Annotated in this window: 10 protein-coding genes; 4 read left to right on the top strand and 6 right to left on the bottom strand. The window is 34.8% G+C overall.

Going from position 1 to position 15011, the window contains the following annotated elements; genetic code table 11:
- The first annotated feature begins 146 nt into the window (after nt 1–146).
- Nucleotides 147–701, top strand: a complete 555-nt coding sequence (locus E0H99_RS15205; RefSeq protein ID WP_131997464.1) for a fasciclin domain-containing protein — start codon at nt 147–149, stop codon at nt 699–701.
- A gap of 124 nt (nt 702–825) precedes the next feature.
- Here the strand turns inward: E0H99_RS15205 and pheT are convergent, their stop codons facing one another.
- The 6 genes from pheT to recG form a co-directional block, all read right to left on the bottom strand.
- Nucleotides 826–3246, bottom strand: a complete 2421-nt coding sequence (gene pheT / locus E0H99_RS15200) for a phenylalanine--tRNA ligase subunit beta (RefSeq protein ID WP_131997461.1) — start codon at nt 3244–3246, stop codon at nt 826–828.
- A 102-nt stretch (nt 3247–3348) separates the two neighbouring features.
- On the bottom strand, nt 3349–4212 hold the full coding sequence (locus tag E0H99_RS15195; protein ID WP_131997458.1) for a bestrophin family protein: 864 nt from the start codon (nt 4210–4212) through the stop codon (nt 3349–3351).
- 28 nt (nt 4213–4240) lie between these two features.
- Nucleotides 4241–5554, bottom strand: a complete 1314-nt coding sequence (locus tag E0H99_RS15190) for a TolC family protein (RefSeq protein ID WP_131997455.1) — start codon at nt 5552–5554, stop codon at nt 4241–4243.
- 89 nt (nt 5555–5643) lie between these two features.
- Complete coding sequence (locus tag E0H99_RS15185) at nt 5644–8739, bottom strand: efflux RND transporter permease subunit (protein ID WP_131997452.1); 3096 nt, start codon at nt 8737–8739, stop codon at nt 5644–5646.
- A gap of 82 nt (nt 8740–8821) precedes the next feature.
- The gene (locus E0H99_RS15180; RefSeq protein WP_131997449.1) at nt 8822–9880 is read right to left on the bottom strand and encodes an efflux RND transporter periplasmic adaptor subunit; all 1059 of its coding nucleotides are present in this window, start codon (nt 9878–9880) and stop codon (nt 8822–8824) included.
- Nucleotides 9881–10172: 292 nt separating this feature from the next.
- The gene (recG, locus tag E0H99_RS15175) at nt 10173–12305 is read right to left on the bottom strand and encodes an ATP-dependent DNA helicase RecG (RefSeq protein WP_131997447.1); all 2133 of its coding nucleotides are present in this window, start codon (nt 12303–12305) and stop codon (nt 10173–10175) included.
- A 229-nt stretch (nt 12306–12534) separates the two neighbouring features.
- Here recG and E0H99_RS15170 point away from each other — a divergent pair, with 229 nt between their 5' ends.
- The 3 genes from E0H99_RS15170 (at nt 12535) to E0H99_RS15160 (ending at nt 14855) form a co-directional block, all read left to right on the top strand.
- Nucleotides 12535–13566 carry a DUF262 domain-containing protein gene (locus E0H99_RS15170; protein WP_131997444.1) on the top strand — a complete coding sequence of 344 codons (1032 nt, stop codon included), beginning with the start codon at nt 12535–12537 and terminating at the stop codon, nt 13564–13566.
- Nucleotides 13559–14149, top strand: coding sequence for a HEPN domain-containing protein (locus E0H99_RS15165; protein ID WP_131997440.1), 591 nt, complete (start codon nt 13559–13561; stop codon nt 14147–14149). Before E0H99_RS15170 ends, E0H99_RS15165 begins: the two co-directional genes overlap by 8 nt.
- A gap of 160 nt (nt 14150–14309) precedes the next feature.
- Nucleotides 14310–14855, top strand: coding sequence for a DUF1697 domain-containing protein (locus E0H99_RS15160; RefSeq protein ID WP_131997437.1), 546 nt, complete (start codon nt 14310–14312; stop codon nt 14853–14855).
- The last annotated feature ends 156 nt before the right edge of the window (nt 14856–15011 follow it).

The raw sequence follows: 15011 nt of genomic DNA, 5'->3' as shown, positions 1-15011 counted from the left end.
GGATACTTGCTGCCATCGGGGCTAATTTGAACTTACATCTGTCTCATCGCATTCAAAAAATTTAAATTTTAAAAATAATTTCATTTTTTAAAACCAAACCCAATTAAACACCGTAAATGCTTTATATAACTTAAAAAACAGATTTTATGAAAACTAGAAAATTTTTATCGATTGCATTTTTTGCATTAGTATTTGGAGCTACATCTTTTGCTCAAAAAAGTGTCATGGTTGGAGGAGCAGCGATGTATCCTTCTAAAAACATTATTGAGAATGCAGTAAACTCTAAAGATCACACGACGCTAGTTGCAGCAGTTAAAGCCGCAGGATTAGTAGAAACTTTACAAAGCAAAGGTCCATTCACCGTTTTTGCCCCTACAAATGCAGCGTTTGATAAATTGCCAGCTGGAACTGTAACCACATTATTAAAACCAGAAAACTTAAAAACATTACAAACAGTCCTTACGTATCATGTTGTTGCAGGAAAAATGAATGCTTCGGATATAGCAAAAGCTATTAAAATGGGTAATGGAAAAGCTACAATAAAAACGGTTAGTGGTGGAACTTTAACGGCTTGGATGCAAGGAAAGGATTTATACATTACGGATGAGAATATGAACAAAGCTAAAGTAACAATTGCTGATGTGAATCAATCAAATGGTGTAATTCACGTGATCGATACTGTTGTATTACCTAAACAATAATTTTTGGATTAGAGGTTGATATTTTGTTAGTCTTAAGAGCCCTGCAACTTGCAGGGCTCTTTTGTATAAAAAAGTCCCAATTCTAAACTTAGAATTGGGACTTTATATTATGTAAAAAGAGCTATTATCGTAAGCTGGCTCCAAGTTCAGTTTCAAAATTATTTTGCAGTTTGCTCATAATTTTATCAATTTGCGTATCGGTCAACGTTTTAGAACTGTCTTGAATAGTAAAACTTAGCGCGTATGATTTTTTACCTTCAGGAAGATTTTTCCCTTCATATACATCAAATAAATTAATGTCTTTTAAGAGTGCTTTCTCTGTTTGGCGTGCAATATTGTAAATGCTGTCATAGGTCACGTTTTGATCAATTAGCAACGCTAAATCTCTACGAACTTCAGGGTATTTAGGAATCTCAGTATATTTTATCTTGGTTGAAATCAATTTCAAAATCAAAGCCCAGTTAAAATCAGCGAAAAACACCTCTTGTTTGATTCCAAAATGTTTTAATATTGATTTTTTAACGACTCCTAATTCTACCAGTATTTCGGTTCCAACGCTAATAGCAATCCCCTCAGAAAACACATCCGAAGTTACAGGTACATTTTGTGTTTTTTGAATGCCTAATCTGGAAAGGATTCCATTCACATATCCTTTGAATAAAAAGAAATCAGATGGTTTTTGAGCGTTAGTCCAATTTTCTTGATTTCTATTTCCGGAAAGGAATAAAGTTAAATGCTTTTTCTCTTCGTAACCGGCAAGATAGTTATGGTACGTTTTTCCAAATTCAAATAATTTCAAATCAGCATTTTTGCGATTGATATTATAAGAGATTGCTTCTAGTCCGGAAAACAACAAAGATTGACGCATTGTAGCTAAATCAGCACTTAACGGATTTAACATTGTCACGTTGTATGCCGGGTTCAATTCTTCTGAAAGGGCAACATAAGATGCAGTCGTCAATGAATTTGCCATCATTTCATTAAATCCTTGAGAATTTAATTGTGTGGCAATCAGATTTTGTATTTTATAATCTTCGTTTCTTGGAGAATTAGAAACCGTAGCATTCAGTTTTTTAGAGAAATTAATATTGTTGTATCCATACACTCTCAATATTTCTTCTATAACGTCTATTTCCCTCTGAACGTCAACACGGTAAGAAGGAATAGTCAAGCCCAACCCTGCATCTGAAACGCTGTTTACTTTGATATCTAATGAAACTAATATTTTTTTAATAGTATCTTTTGGTATTTCCTGACCTATAATTTTAGCCACTTTGCTAAAGTTTAAAAACACTGAAAAGTCTTCTATTTTCTTTGGGTATACATTAACAACATCCGATGTTATTTCTCCACCAGCTACTTCTTGAATCAATAAAGCAGCACGTTTCAATGCATATTCCGTAATAGTTGGGTCAATTCCTCTTTCAAAACGGAAAGAAGCATCAGTATTTAATTGATGTCTTTTGGCAGTTTTACGAATACTAACAGGATTGAAATAAGCACTTTCTAGAAATATAGAATTGGTGTTTTCAGACACTCCTGATTTTTTTCCACCAAAAACCCCTGCAATACATAAAGGTCCTTTTTCGTCACAAATCATTAAATCTTCTTCGTGCAGGGTTCTTTCTATATCGTCAAGTGTAGTAAATTTTGTTCCGCTAGGAAGTGTTTGAACTACAATTTTACCGTTAATTTTTGACGCGTCAAAAGCGTGAAGTGGCTGACCTAATTCGTGTAAAACGTAATTGGTGACATCGACAATATTGTTTTTTGGATTTAATCCAATGGCTTTCAATCTGTTTTGTAACCAACCTGGAGAAGGTTTTACTTCAATACCAGAAATCGTTACTCCGCAATATCTGGGAGCAAGTTTAGGTTCTTTTACGTCAATATCAATTTTCAAAGTTCTTTTATCCACTCTGAAATTACTCACTGAAGGCGTAATCAGTTCTACGTTTACACCGCTTTGCAACATTCCGGCTCTCAAATCTCGGGCAGTTCCTAAATGGCTCATCGCATCAGCACGATTGGGTGTTAATCCAATTTCGAAAACTTCGTCATTTTCAATTTTGAAAACCGTTGCAACAGGAGTTCCGGGTAGTAATGCATCGTCGAGTATCATAATTCCGTCATGGCTTTCACCAAGACCCAATTCATCTTCGGCACAAATCATTCCGTGACTTTCCTGTCCGCGTATTTTTCCTTTTTTGATCGAAAAAGCAACTCCTGCTGCATCATATAATGTGGTTCCGATTGTAGCAACCGGTACTTTTTGTCCCGCAGCAACATTACTGGCGCCGCAAACAATCTGAACAGGAATGCCATTACCTAAGTCTACGGTAGTTATTTTTAGTCTGTCGGCATCCGGATGTTGGATACACGTAAGAACATGTCCTACAACAATACCTTCTAATCCGCCTTTTACCGATTGGTATTTGTCAACGATTTCTACTTCCAGACCTAAATTAGTTAGTAAAGCTGCCGTTTCTTCGGATTTCCAGTCTATTTTAATGAATTGTTTTAACCAGTTGTAAGATATTTTCATCTGTCAATTTTAATGAGATTGCAAATATAATCAATGTTTCTTGAGGTTCAAAGTTAGTAGGGAACAAAGTTTTAAAACCTTATTCTATTTTTCTGCATCCTTTTAAATTAATTCTTCGACATGTTTTTTGATGTTTTCAGCAATTTTTTGAGTCGGCAAATCATTTGCATCGCTTCCAAAAGGATCTTCAATTTCCTCGGCAATTAATTCTAAACTCGCCAAAACATAAAAAATAAATACCACAACCGGGACAACATAGTAACCCAAACTAAAAGAATATCCAAAAGGTAAAGTCATCACATAAAAGAAGATGAATTTTTTAAGAAAAGCACTGTATGAGTAGGGAATAGGTGTGTTTTTGATTCGTTCACAAGCACCGCAAATATCAGTAAACGATTTCACTTCTTCGTTTAAAATAATCAGTTGATCGCCGGTTATTTTTTTGGAATCGTACAAATCATTAATCTTTTGAAACAACATTTTGGCTACCTGATTGGGCTTGTGTTTGTGATGATCAATTACTAAATCTACATCTTCAAATAATTGTTTGCTGGTATCATCATCATTCAAATGTTTATGTAAAATGGAAGCATAACTGGGAATCATTTTTCGAAAGTATTTACGATCTTTTTCATCGTGCAACATTACCGATAATTTTATGGAAAAATTACGGCTGTTATTTACTAATGCTCCCCACATTTTGCGCCCTTCCCACCAGCGGTCATAAGCGGTATTGGTTCTGAAAACGAGCAATAACGAAATCACGAAACCTAACATTCCGTGCATGATCGTGATATTTTTTACATAACTGTTGTCGGCTAATTTCCAATATTCAACTTCCAAATAGCCTACAATCCCTGAATAAGCACCGATGGCAAGCATTATTGGCATTAATGTCCTAAAGGTATCCGCTTTATGAAAACGAAAAATAAACGTGAACCAGTCTTTTGTATTATATGAAACCATTTAAGATACTATTTTTAACAAAAGTAAATTAAAAATTAAGATTTCCAGCCAATTCTCGGAGCGCAATTTCAGATAATTTACCTTGAAATTGAGCATTGCTGTAACGCACTTTCGCATTTACATAATTCAATTGTGCAGTTCTGAATTCTAAAGTAGTAATAGTTCCAATTCTGAATTTGTCTAAAGTAATATTCAAATTTTGTTTCGCAATCGATTCGTTTTTTTCTTCTAAAGCAATCAATTCTAAATTAGTCAAATACGTTTGATAGGAAGTGGCCAACTGTGAGTTTAAAGCCAAATTTTGTTGTTCGATTGTAATTTTTGAATTTTCAATTTGAATCTTGGCGATTTTCTCATTTCGGTTTTGTGAAAAACCATCAAATATATTTAATGAAGCGCTAAAACCATAATTCAAACCTCTGGATTGGGATTGCGCCACAAAGCCAAGACTGGATTGACTTTCTGAAAAATTATAGGCGGTATTTACCCGAACGGTGGGATAACGTGCCGCTTTAATTTGTTTTAATTCTAATTCAGCCACTCTTTTATTGATAATCTGGGCTTCTAATTGTGGGTTTTGCTTTTCGGCTAAGGCTGTTAGTTCCGGAAGCAACAATAATCCATCCACTTCAAGTTCATCAATTACTTTGAAATCAGTGGTAACAGCTCTGGCCAACAATTGATTTAATAAAATCTTACTGTTAGCATACAATTCTTTTTGTCTTAACAACGCAACCTGATCCGTATTCAAATCTACTTGGGCATTCAAAACTTCTAATTTAGATGCTTTTCCAATGGTAAATCTGTTTTGTGCCAAAGTCAATCGCTGATTCGAAATTACAATTGTCGTATCCAAAGCAGCTAATTGCTGTTGTTGTTGAACCAAATCGTAATAAGCCGCATTGACATCACTGATTCTTGTGATTACGGTCAGCTTTAATTGTGCTTCCCCTAATTTTTGTAATTCTTTCAACTGATCCAGTCTGGCAAACATTCGCAGACCATCAAAAATAGTCCAATCCAATCCAACGCCATACGTCAAACTATTATTCTTGGCATTGTCTAATTCCGTTTTTGTTCCGTCCTGACGCGTTTGTGAACTGTTTTGAATGCTATTATTATCTACAACGGATGCAGTAATTTTAGGTAGCATTCCGGCATTACCAATAGCAACATTTGTTTTTTCAATGGTTAAATTATTGGTGGCAATTTTTATTTCGTAATTGTTTTCCAATGCAATTTTTACTGCGTTTTCCAATGTCAAAACTTCTTGTGCATTGGTTTTAGCTATACAAAAAAAGAGTAGTATAAAGCTTTGAAATAGTATTTTAGTATGTGTCATAATTATATTTTTTAGCCACGAATCAACGAATTTTATATAAAAATTCGTGTAAATCTATTTAATCCGCGTCATCAGCGTTCCATTCAAAATTATTTAACTTCTTTTTCATATTCTTCAATATGATCAAATTCAGGATAATGTTTTCTGGCTTTAGACCACATTAAATACATGGCTGGAATAACGAATAACGTTAAAACTAAAGAGAAAATAGTTCCGCCTACAATCACAACTCCCATCCCGATTCTACTTGTTGAAGCCGCTCCCAGTGACATTGCAATAGGCAAAGCTCCTAATGAAATAGCCAAACTCGTCATTAAAATAGGACGTAATCTAGCTTCCGAAGCTTCTAAAATAGCTTCTAATTTTGGTTTTCCCTGTTCCCGGAGCTGATTGGCAAATTCGACTATTAAGATTCCGTTTTTGGTTACCAAACCAATAAGCATGACTGTCCCAATTTGGCTAAAAATATTCCAAGTCTGGTCAAACAACCACAATGAGAATAGCGCTCCTGCAACTGCCATTGGAACGGTCAAAATTATGATAAGCGGATCAATAAAACTTTCAAATTGTGCCGCCAAAATTAAAAATATCAATACCAAAGCCAATCCGAATGCAAAAGCAGTATTCGAGCTACTTTCGACAAAATCCCTTGATTCTCCTCCTAAATCGGTAGTAAATGTATCATCAAGGACTTTAGCTTTTATTTCATTCATCGCATCAATTCCATCGCTGATACTTTTGCCTGGAGCAAGACCCGCGGAAACAGTAGCTGCCATATAGCGGTTGTTGTGGTATAATTGCGGCGGATTACTTTTTTCTTCAATGGTTACCACATTGTCCATTTGAATCAATTGTCCCAAATTATTTTTGACATACATCGACGTTAAATCCAATGGTTTCGAACGGTCTTTTTGGTCAAATTGTCCAATAACCTGATACTGTTTTCCATTTCTCATGAAATAACCAAAACGCTGACCACTCAATGAAAGTTGTAGTGTTTGTGCAATATCAATAACTGAGATTCCTAGACTTTCGGCTTTTTCTCTGTCAATGGTAACATTAACTTCTGGTTTATTGAATTTTAAATTCACATCACTAACCGCAAAAGTTGGGTTTTTAGATACTTCATCCATAAAAACAGGAATTTTTTCTTCCAGTTTTTTAAAATTTGGCGCTTGTATAATGTATTGAATCGGCAATCCACCACGTCTGTTCACCGCAATTGTAGGTTGCTCAATAACGGAGGTTTTTGCGTCTGGATATTGTTTGGTCCATTTGGTTAATTTCTCAGCAATTTCTTTTTGAGAATCGGTTCTTTCATCTGGTTGAACCAATGATACCCGAATAAAACCACTGTTTACGGAGGAAGATCCAAATCCGGGAGACGTGATAACCAAGGCTACTTTTTTACCGGGAATCGAGTCGTCTACCAATTTTGACACCTCTTGCATGAAGCGATCCGTGTATTCATAAGAAGAACCTTCGGGAGTCGTCATTCGTAAAACAAAACCACTGCGGTCATCATACGGTGCGGTTTCTTTTTGCAAAAGGTTGAAAAACAAATAAATTAATCCAAAACAAGCAATCAAAATAGGGAAGCTCAACCATTTTTTCTTCATAAAACGATCTAATGCACTGGCATAACCACTGTTTAATTTTTGAAAATAAGGTTCAGTACGAATATAAAATTTTGATTTTTTTTGCTCGCCGCCTTTCATCAAATAGGCATTTAACATAGGCGTCAATGTTAAGGATACAAAAGCTGAAATTAATACCGCAGCACCTATGACGACGCCAAATTCCCTAAACAATCGCCCGACAAATCCTTCAAGGAAAATTACCGGAAGGAATACCGCTGCTAAGGTTATCGAAATGGAAATTACTGCAAAAAATATTTCATTAGATCCTTTGATCGCCGCCTCAATAGGCGACATGCCTTCTTCCACTTTTTTGAAAATATTCTCGGTAACCACAATTCCATCATCGACCACCAATCCTGTTGCCAAAACGATAGCCAATAAAGTCAATACATTGATGGAAAAACCGAAAAGCCACATGATAAAGAAAGTAGCTATCAACGAAACAGGAATATCAATCAATGGTCTAAAGGCAATCGCCCAATCCCTGAAGAATAAATAGATAATCAAAATCACCAGAACAATAGAAATTCCTAATGTTTCAGCAACTTCAATAACTGATTTTTTAACAAAAATAGTATTATCAATGGCTATATTTAGTTGGATATCTTTTGGTAAATCCTTTTTTAATTTTTCGAATTCCTTATAAAAAGCAGCTGAAATATCCAAATAATTAGCCCCGGGAAGCGGTACAATTGCAACACCAACTAAGGGCGTTCCTGATTGCGTCATTTTGGTTTCCGTATTTTCAGGTCCAAGACTCGCTGTTCCCACATCGCTGAAGCGAACTACTTTTTCCCCTTCGGAACGAATAATAATATTATTGAATTCTTCAGCAGTAGAAAGATTTCCCACTGTTTTTACCGTTAATTCAGTGTTGTCACCGGTAAGTTTTCCAGAAGGTAATTCTACATTTTGTTTGTTCAAAGCATCTCTCACTTCTGAAACGGTACAACCATATGCAGCCAGTTTCACAGGATCAATCCACAAACGCATCGCATATCTTTTTTGTCCCCAAATTTGGACACCGCTCACGCCGGGAATCGTTTCTAATCGTTGTGAAATTACATTTTCGGCGTAATCACTTAATTCCAATGCGTTTCTGGTATCACTCTGAACGGTCATTGAAATTATCGCATCACCATTGGCATCAGCTTTAGAAACTACTGGGGGAGAATCAATATCTTGTGGAAGGTTTCTAACGGCTTGAGAAACTTTATCTCTCACATCATTTGCCGCTTCTTCTAAATCTTTGTCCAGATTAAACTCGATGGTGATGTTACTGCTTCCTTGGGCACTCGAAGAAGTTACGTTTCTAATCCCATCAATGGAATTAATTGCTTTTTCAAGCGGTTCCGTAATTTGCGACTCGATAATATCCGCATTTGCACCAGCATAATTCGTACGGATGGAAACTTGCGCCGGATCAATCGATGGGAATTCTCGAACTCCCAGAAATGTATAACCAATTATTCCAAAAAGTACGATGGCTAAATTGATTACTATAGTAAATACGGGTCTTCTAATACTTGTTGTGGATAAACTCATTTTCTTTGAATTATGAGTTATAAATTATGAATTATGAATTGCACTGTGCAAACTCATAATTCATAATTTATAACTTTTAAAATTATTTAATTTTAACGGTCACAGGAGTTTCATTTTTTAGAGACATAACACCACTGGTAATAATGGTATCACCCGCTTTCAAACCAGAAAGGACTAAAATTGAGGCATCCGTTCTTGTGGCGGTTTCTATCATCACTTCTTTGGCCTGACCATTACTGGAGATGAAAACTTTTTTACCGTTTTGTACTGGTATAATTGCTTCTGTTGGCACAACGATAGCATCTTTTATGATATCCAAAGGCAATTCGACATCAGCAAATGTTCCAGGTAATAATTTTCCAGATTTGTTGTCGGCAATCGCACGAACTTGTAATGTTCTGGTAGCTACTGCAACTTCAGGTTCGATAGCATATACTTTAGCCGTATACTTTTCAGTAGAACCCGAAACGGTAAAACTGATGTTGGTATTCGTTTTTACTTGACTGGCGTATTTTTCGGGGATAGAAAAAGTAATTTTTAGTTTTCCTGTATTTACTAATTTCGCCACCAAAATGGCAGGTGTAATATAGGTTCCTGGTGAAATAGAACGCAATCCGATTCTTCCTGAGAATGGTGCTCTAACCGATGTTTTTGCAATTTGTGCTTGTATCAACTGACTTTGTGCTTGCGCAGATTTTAAATCGGCTCTGGCCAAATCATATTCTTCCTGACTTATGGCTTCTTTTTGTAATAGCAATTTAGCTCTTCTTTCGTTTTCCGAAGCTAATCCTTCTCTGGTGGAAGTTTGTCTCAATTGCGCTCTTAACTCCAAATCATTTACTTTAAAAAGTACCTGTCCTTTGCTCACATTACTTCCTTCCTTAAAATAAATAGCCTCAACAATTCCAGAAACTTCACTGCGAATTTCGACTTGCTCATTGGCTTCAATAGAACCTGAAAGCGATAAATTATTGTCAAAAGTTTGTGGGGTTGCAACAATTCCGTTAACGCTCATGGACTTGCCTTTTCCTTTTTGATCTTTTGAATCGGCATTTTTATTTTTATTTTCTGTGATTCGGTAGCCAATAAATCCAATGATTCCGATAGTTAACAAGGCATAAACTAGGTATTTAATTTTCATAGATATAGAGTAAAGTAGGATTAGGTTTCCGTAATTTTAGTTAAAAACAAATTTAGGTTTTAGAAATGGGAATTGTGATCTTGTTAATTTTTATTTAACGTTTGTACATACAAATATTAACACATAGAAAATCCAGTAGTTACAAATGAACACAAGCAAAACAATTCCTAAAGTTTATTGACTGCTAAAAATGCAAATGGTTTAATCAAGAATTTAAAAAAATGACGTTTTCTAAGTAAATAAATTTAGTGGAGTAATTTGAAATATATAATAATGTATGTCACATATTGATTTAACTAATATAATTCCAAATGTTTTTCTTTTTGGTCATTTCGATAAAAACAGCTCTCAAAGCAGCATGTTCCGGTTTTTGCATGCCTGCATCTTCCTTAAGTAATTGTAGAGCATAATTTCTGGCTAATGCCAAAGTGTCTCGGTCTCGAACCAAATCGGCAATTTGAAGATTAAGTACGCCGCTTTGTTGGGTTCCCATTAAATCTCCCGGGCCTCGAAGTTTAAGATCGACTTCGGCAATTTCGAAACCATCATTCGTTTGTACCATCGTTTCCATTCGGGTTTTACTGTCGGAACTCAATTTATGGCTCGTCATCAGGATGCAATAACTTTGCTCCGCACCACGACCCACGCGACCGCGAAGCTGATGCAGTTGCGACAATCCAAAACGTTCCGCACTTTCGATAATCATTACACTGGCGTTAGGAACATTGACACCAACTTCAATTACAGTTGTGGCGACCATAATATTGGTTTTCCCTTCCGAAAAGCGTTTCATTTCCGCATCTTTATCCGCGGGTTTCATTTTTCCATGGAGTATGGAAATAGAATACTGTGGCAACGGAAAATCTCGAGAAATACTTTCGTAACCGTCCATTAAATCCTTGAAATCCATTTTCTCCGATTCCTGGATTAACGGATATACAATATAGATTTGTCTTCCTAAAGCGATTTCATCTCGAAGAAATTTCCAAACTTTCAAACGGTTGCTGTCAAAACGATGAACGGTTTGAATCGGTTTTCGTCCCGGAGGCAATTCATCAATTACTGAAATGTCTAAATCGCCATACAAACTCATCGCCAAAGTTCGGGGAATAGGCGTGGCGGTCATCACCAAAACGTGTGGCGGAATTATTTCCCCTCCTTTGGAGGGGTCAGGGGTGGATTTTCGCCACAATTTAGAGCGTTGTTCTACGCCAAAACGGTGTTGCTCATCTATCACAGCCAGTCCTAAATTCTTAAATTTTACTTTGTCTTCCAGTAAAGCATGCGTTCCGATGATAATGTGTAACGTGCCGTTTTCCAGTTCTTCATGGATAATTCTGCGTTGTGCTATTTTGGTGGAACCCGTTAGTATTCGGATGTTTATATTTAGAGTTTCTGCCAATTCAGATAAACCAATAAAATGTTGATTTGCCAAGATTTCGGTTGGCGCCATCAAGCAGGCTTGGAAACCATTATCAAGTGCCAAAAGCATGCTCATAAAAGCCACAATGGTTTTCCCGGAACCTACGTCGCCTTGCAGCAAACGGTTCATTTGAGCATTGCTTCCCATGTCGGTTCGTATTTCCTTGATAACTCTTTTTTGGGCATTTGTCAATTGAAAAGGCAAATGATTCTGATAAAAATCATTGAAATATTCGCCTACAGTCGCAAACGGATGTCCTTTTATTTTATGTTTTCGAATCATATTTTTCGTAATTAATTGCAACTGGATAAAGAACAATTCTTCGAATATTAATCGGAATTTAGCTTTCGCCAAAACTTCGGTGCTTTTTGGAAAATGAATGTTGAATAAAGCTGCTTTTTTAGGAATCAGTTTCAATTCGTTGATTAAATAATCAGGCAAAGTTTCCGTGAACAACGCTTGTGTTTCCAGAAATAATTGCTGCATCAATTTATTAATCACTCTGTTTGAAATCCCGCGATTCGTCAAGGTTTCTGTCGAAGGATAAACGGGTTGCATCGCCGAACGCAAACTTTGTTCGTGCTCGCTCATCAGTTCGATTTCTGGATGTGCCATATTGAACGCATTCCCAAAAGACGTGCATTTCCCGAAAATAACACAGATTTCGTTGAGTTTTAAACTTTCCCGAATCCATTTGTGGCCTTGAAACCAAACCAGTTCCATTTGTCCCGTATCATCCACAAAAGTAGCGACCAATCGTTTTTGGTTTCGTCCAAATTCAACGGTTTTGATGTTGATGATTTTACCGATGATTTGAACCTCGGCAATGTTGTTTTGCAATTCGTTAATCTTGTAATACCTCGTTCTGTCAATGTATCTATTTGGAAAAAAATTAACCAAATCCACGTACTTATAAATCCCCAATTCCTTACGCAGCAATTCGCCCCGATTGGGACCAACGCCTTTGAGGTATTCAATGGGAGTGAGTAGGAGGTTTTGCATTTAAATTTTTTTTGGACACGGATAAAACGGATTTGCAAAAGCAAAAACGCAGATTAAAACGGATTTTTAATTCGATGGAGCGAAGATAGTTTTTTGTTTGGAAATTTGGAAATTGGAATGTTTGGAAATGGAGTAAGAAAATATGTATATTTGAGAAATAAAGACTGTTATAAACTTATGATATTTAACAGCACAAGCAATATTAACACCAAAAGAATAAATTAATGTTATGACAGAAAATAAAAATTTAAATTTATATCCAATTGATTATCCTTTTGAAACATTAATTCAAAGAACCAATACTAATCCACCAAAATTAGTGCTTGATCCAGAATTTCAAAGAAAATATAAATGGGATAAAGATGGATTCGAACGAGCTTCTAAATTTATTGAATCATGTTTAATGAGAATTCCTCTGCCTGCTTGTTATTTTGCTGAAAATGATAAAGGAAATCATCTTGTTATTGACGGTGTGCAACGCATTACTACGATCAAAAGATTTTTCAATGATGAATTTAAATTGGAAGGATTATCAGTTTTTAAAGAATTAGAAGGTAAATTATTTTCTGAACTTGGTGATTATAAAAATGAATTGGAGAATACAACAATTCGTTGTATCATTTTACGTAAAGAAAACCCAAAGGAATTAATACAAGAAATTTTTGCTCGATTAAATCAAGGTGCAGTTCAACTGACATCTCAAGAAATAAGACATGCAATATATCCAGGTACATTGGACAATTTATTAATTGAATTAAGTAATATTCCTTTTATAATTGATTTTGGGAATGGCGTTTCTGGAAAAAAAGAAAAAGATGGCCGCGAAACGAACGAAATGATTTTAAGATATTTTGCTATGCAAAGTGATTTGTCAAATTATGAAGACAAATTGTCAAAATATTTAGACAAATACATATTACTTAATCAGAATATTGCAGAGGAGCAGATTAATATTTTAAGAGAAGACTTTTTGCGAACCTTAAATAAATGTATGATGACATTTGACGACAACCCTTTTGTTGATACTACTAAAACAAAAGAACGACAAAGTTTAGTTTATTATGATTTACTAATGTGGAGTTTTCGAAATTTATCAGAGGAGTTTGTAATAGCAAAAAAAATAGAAATTTCAGAAAAATTTAAAGAACTATGCCAGGACGAAAATTTTACTAAAACACTTTCGGGTGGTCTTCAACAAAAAAGTTCAATTTTAAGAAGAAGAAAACTCTGGATTGAAAAATTAGAATCAATAAATGGATAATACTATACACAAAGAATCTTACATTAATCAACTGGATAAATTAATTGAAATAATTGAAACAACAAATAGTCGAATAATTTCTGATGAACCTGATGTTTTTTTTCTAGATAATTCAAATTTTTTCACCAAATCATTCCTTGTAATAATGTGTGCATATCTTGAATCATATCTTAAGGATGCTTTAATGGTTGTAATAGATGAGACAAATGAAAAATTAGCACAAAGAAATATTCCTCATAATTTAATTAAATGGAGTTTAAACATTGATAAAGAATTTAAAGATGCAGATTCAAAGATAGAACCATTAAAAATTAAAATAAAGAAGAAAGAATTAGATGATTTTATTTCAGGAAGTCCATTTAGAACTAGGGATTTATTTAAAAAATTTGGAATAATTTTAGAACAAGATGCGATTTTTTTAAGTCAAAAAGAACGTATAAATAATATAGTTTTAAAAAGAAATAAAATTGTTCATCATAATGATGATGCTTCTGATATTTCTAACGATGATTTAAAAGGAAATATAAAAATTCTATCTGACTACATTACAAATCTTGATAAGTTAATATGCAGTCAAATTTAAATTATATGTACTGCTGTCAACATGTAGATTAGGAAAAAAAATGTTTTATAGCAAATCTAAGTGGGCTTTTGTATAGCTTATAAACGCTGAATGTAAATAAAATTAAATTTATAAAATTCCCTCGAAACACAATATCTTCGCAAAAATTAAAAGCTTAAAAATGACAACTCATCTCGCATTGCTTCGTGGCATTAATGTTTCCGGTCACAACATGATAAAAATGGAGGCGCTAAAAACGACCTTGGAAGCCATTGGTTTTCAAAATGTGCAAACGTACATTCAATCGGGAAATGTTTTTGTGGATACAGAAGAAGAAAGTCCTGCGAAAGTTGGTTTTCTAATCAAGCAGGAAATTTTTAAGGTTTTGGGTCATGAAGTGCCTATTGTGGTAATTGCCAAAGAAGACTTGGAAGCGTGTTTCAAGAACAATCCTTTCTTGAAGGAAAAAGACATTGATATTAAAAAGTTATACGTCGCGTTTATTTCTACAACCTTGCAAAGTACCAGTATGAATGATTTGAAAATTAGCCAATTCAAACCGGACGAAGCCAGTATTGATGCGAGTAGAATTTTTATTAAATACGCTGTTGGAGCCGGAAAAACTCGGTTTGATCAAAAATACATCGAGAAAAAACTGAATGTTACCGCAACAATCCGCAATTGGAATACGGTGACGCAGTTACTGCAACTGTACGAGGAACGATAACATAATAAAGACTTTATAAGTCTATTTTAACCGCTAATTTGCTAATTATAAATGCTGTAATCCATTTAAAATTGCGAATTAGCGGTATTTTTTTAGAGTAAAACAAAGATGTTTCAGAATACTATTTTTAACTTTTTTCACTTTAAAAAAAATAAT

It is taken from the genome of Flavobacterium sp. GT3P67, from assembly GCF_004349155.1.
Classification (GTDB): Bacteria; Bacteroidota; Bacteroidia; order Flavobacteriales; family Flavobacteriaceae; genus Flavobacterium; species Flavobacterium ranwuense.
The sequence above is the reverse complement of the archived record's forward strand: the minus strand, read 5'-3'. Positions and strand labels throughout refer to the sequence as shown.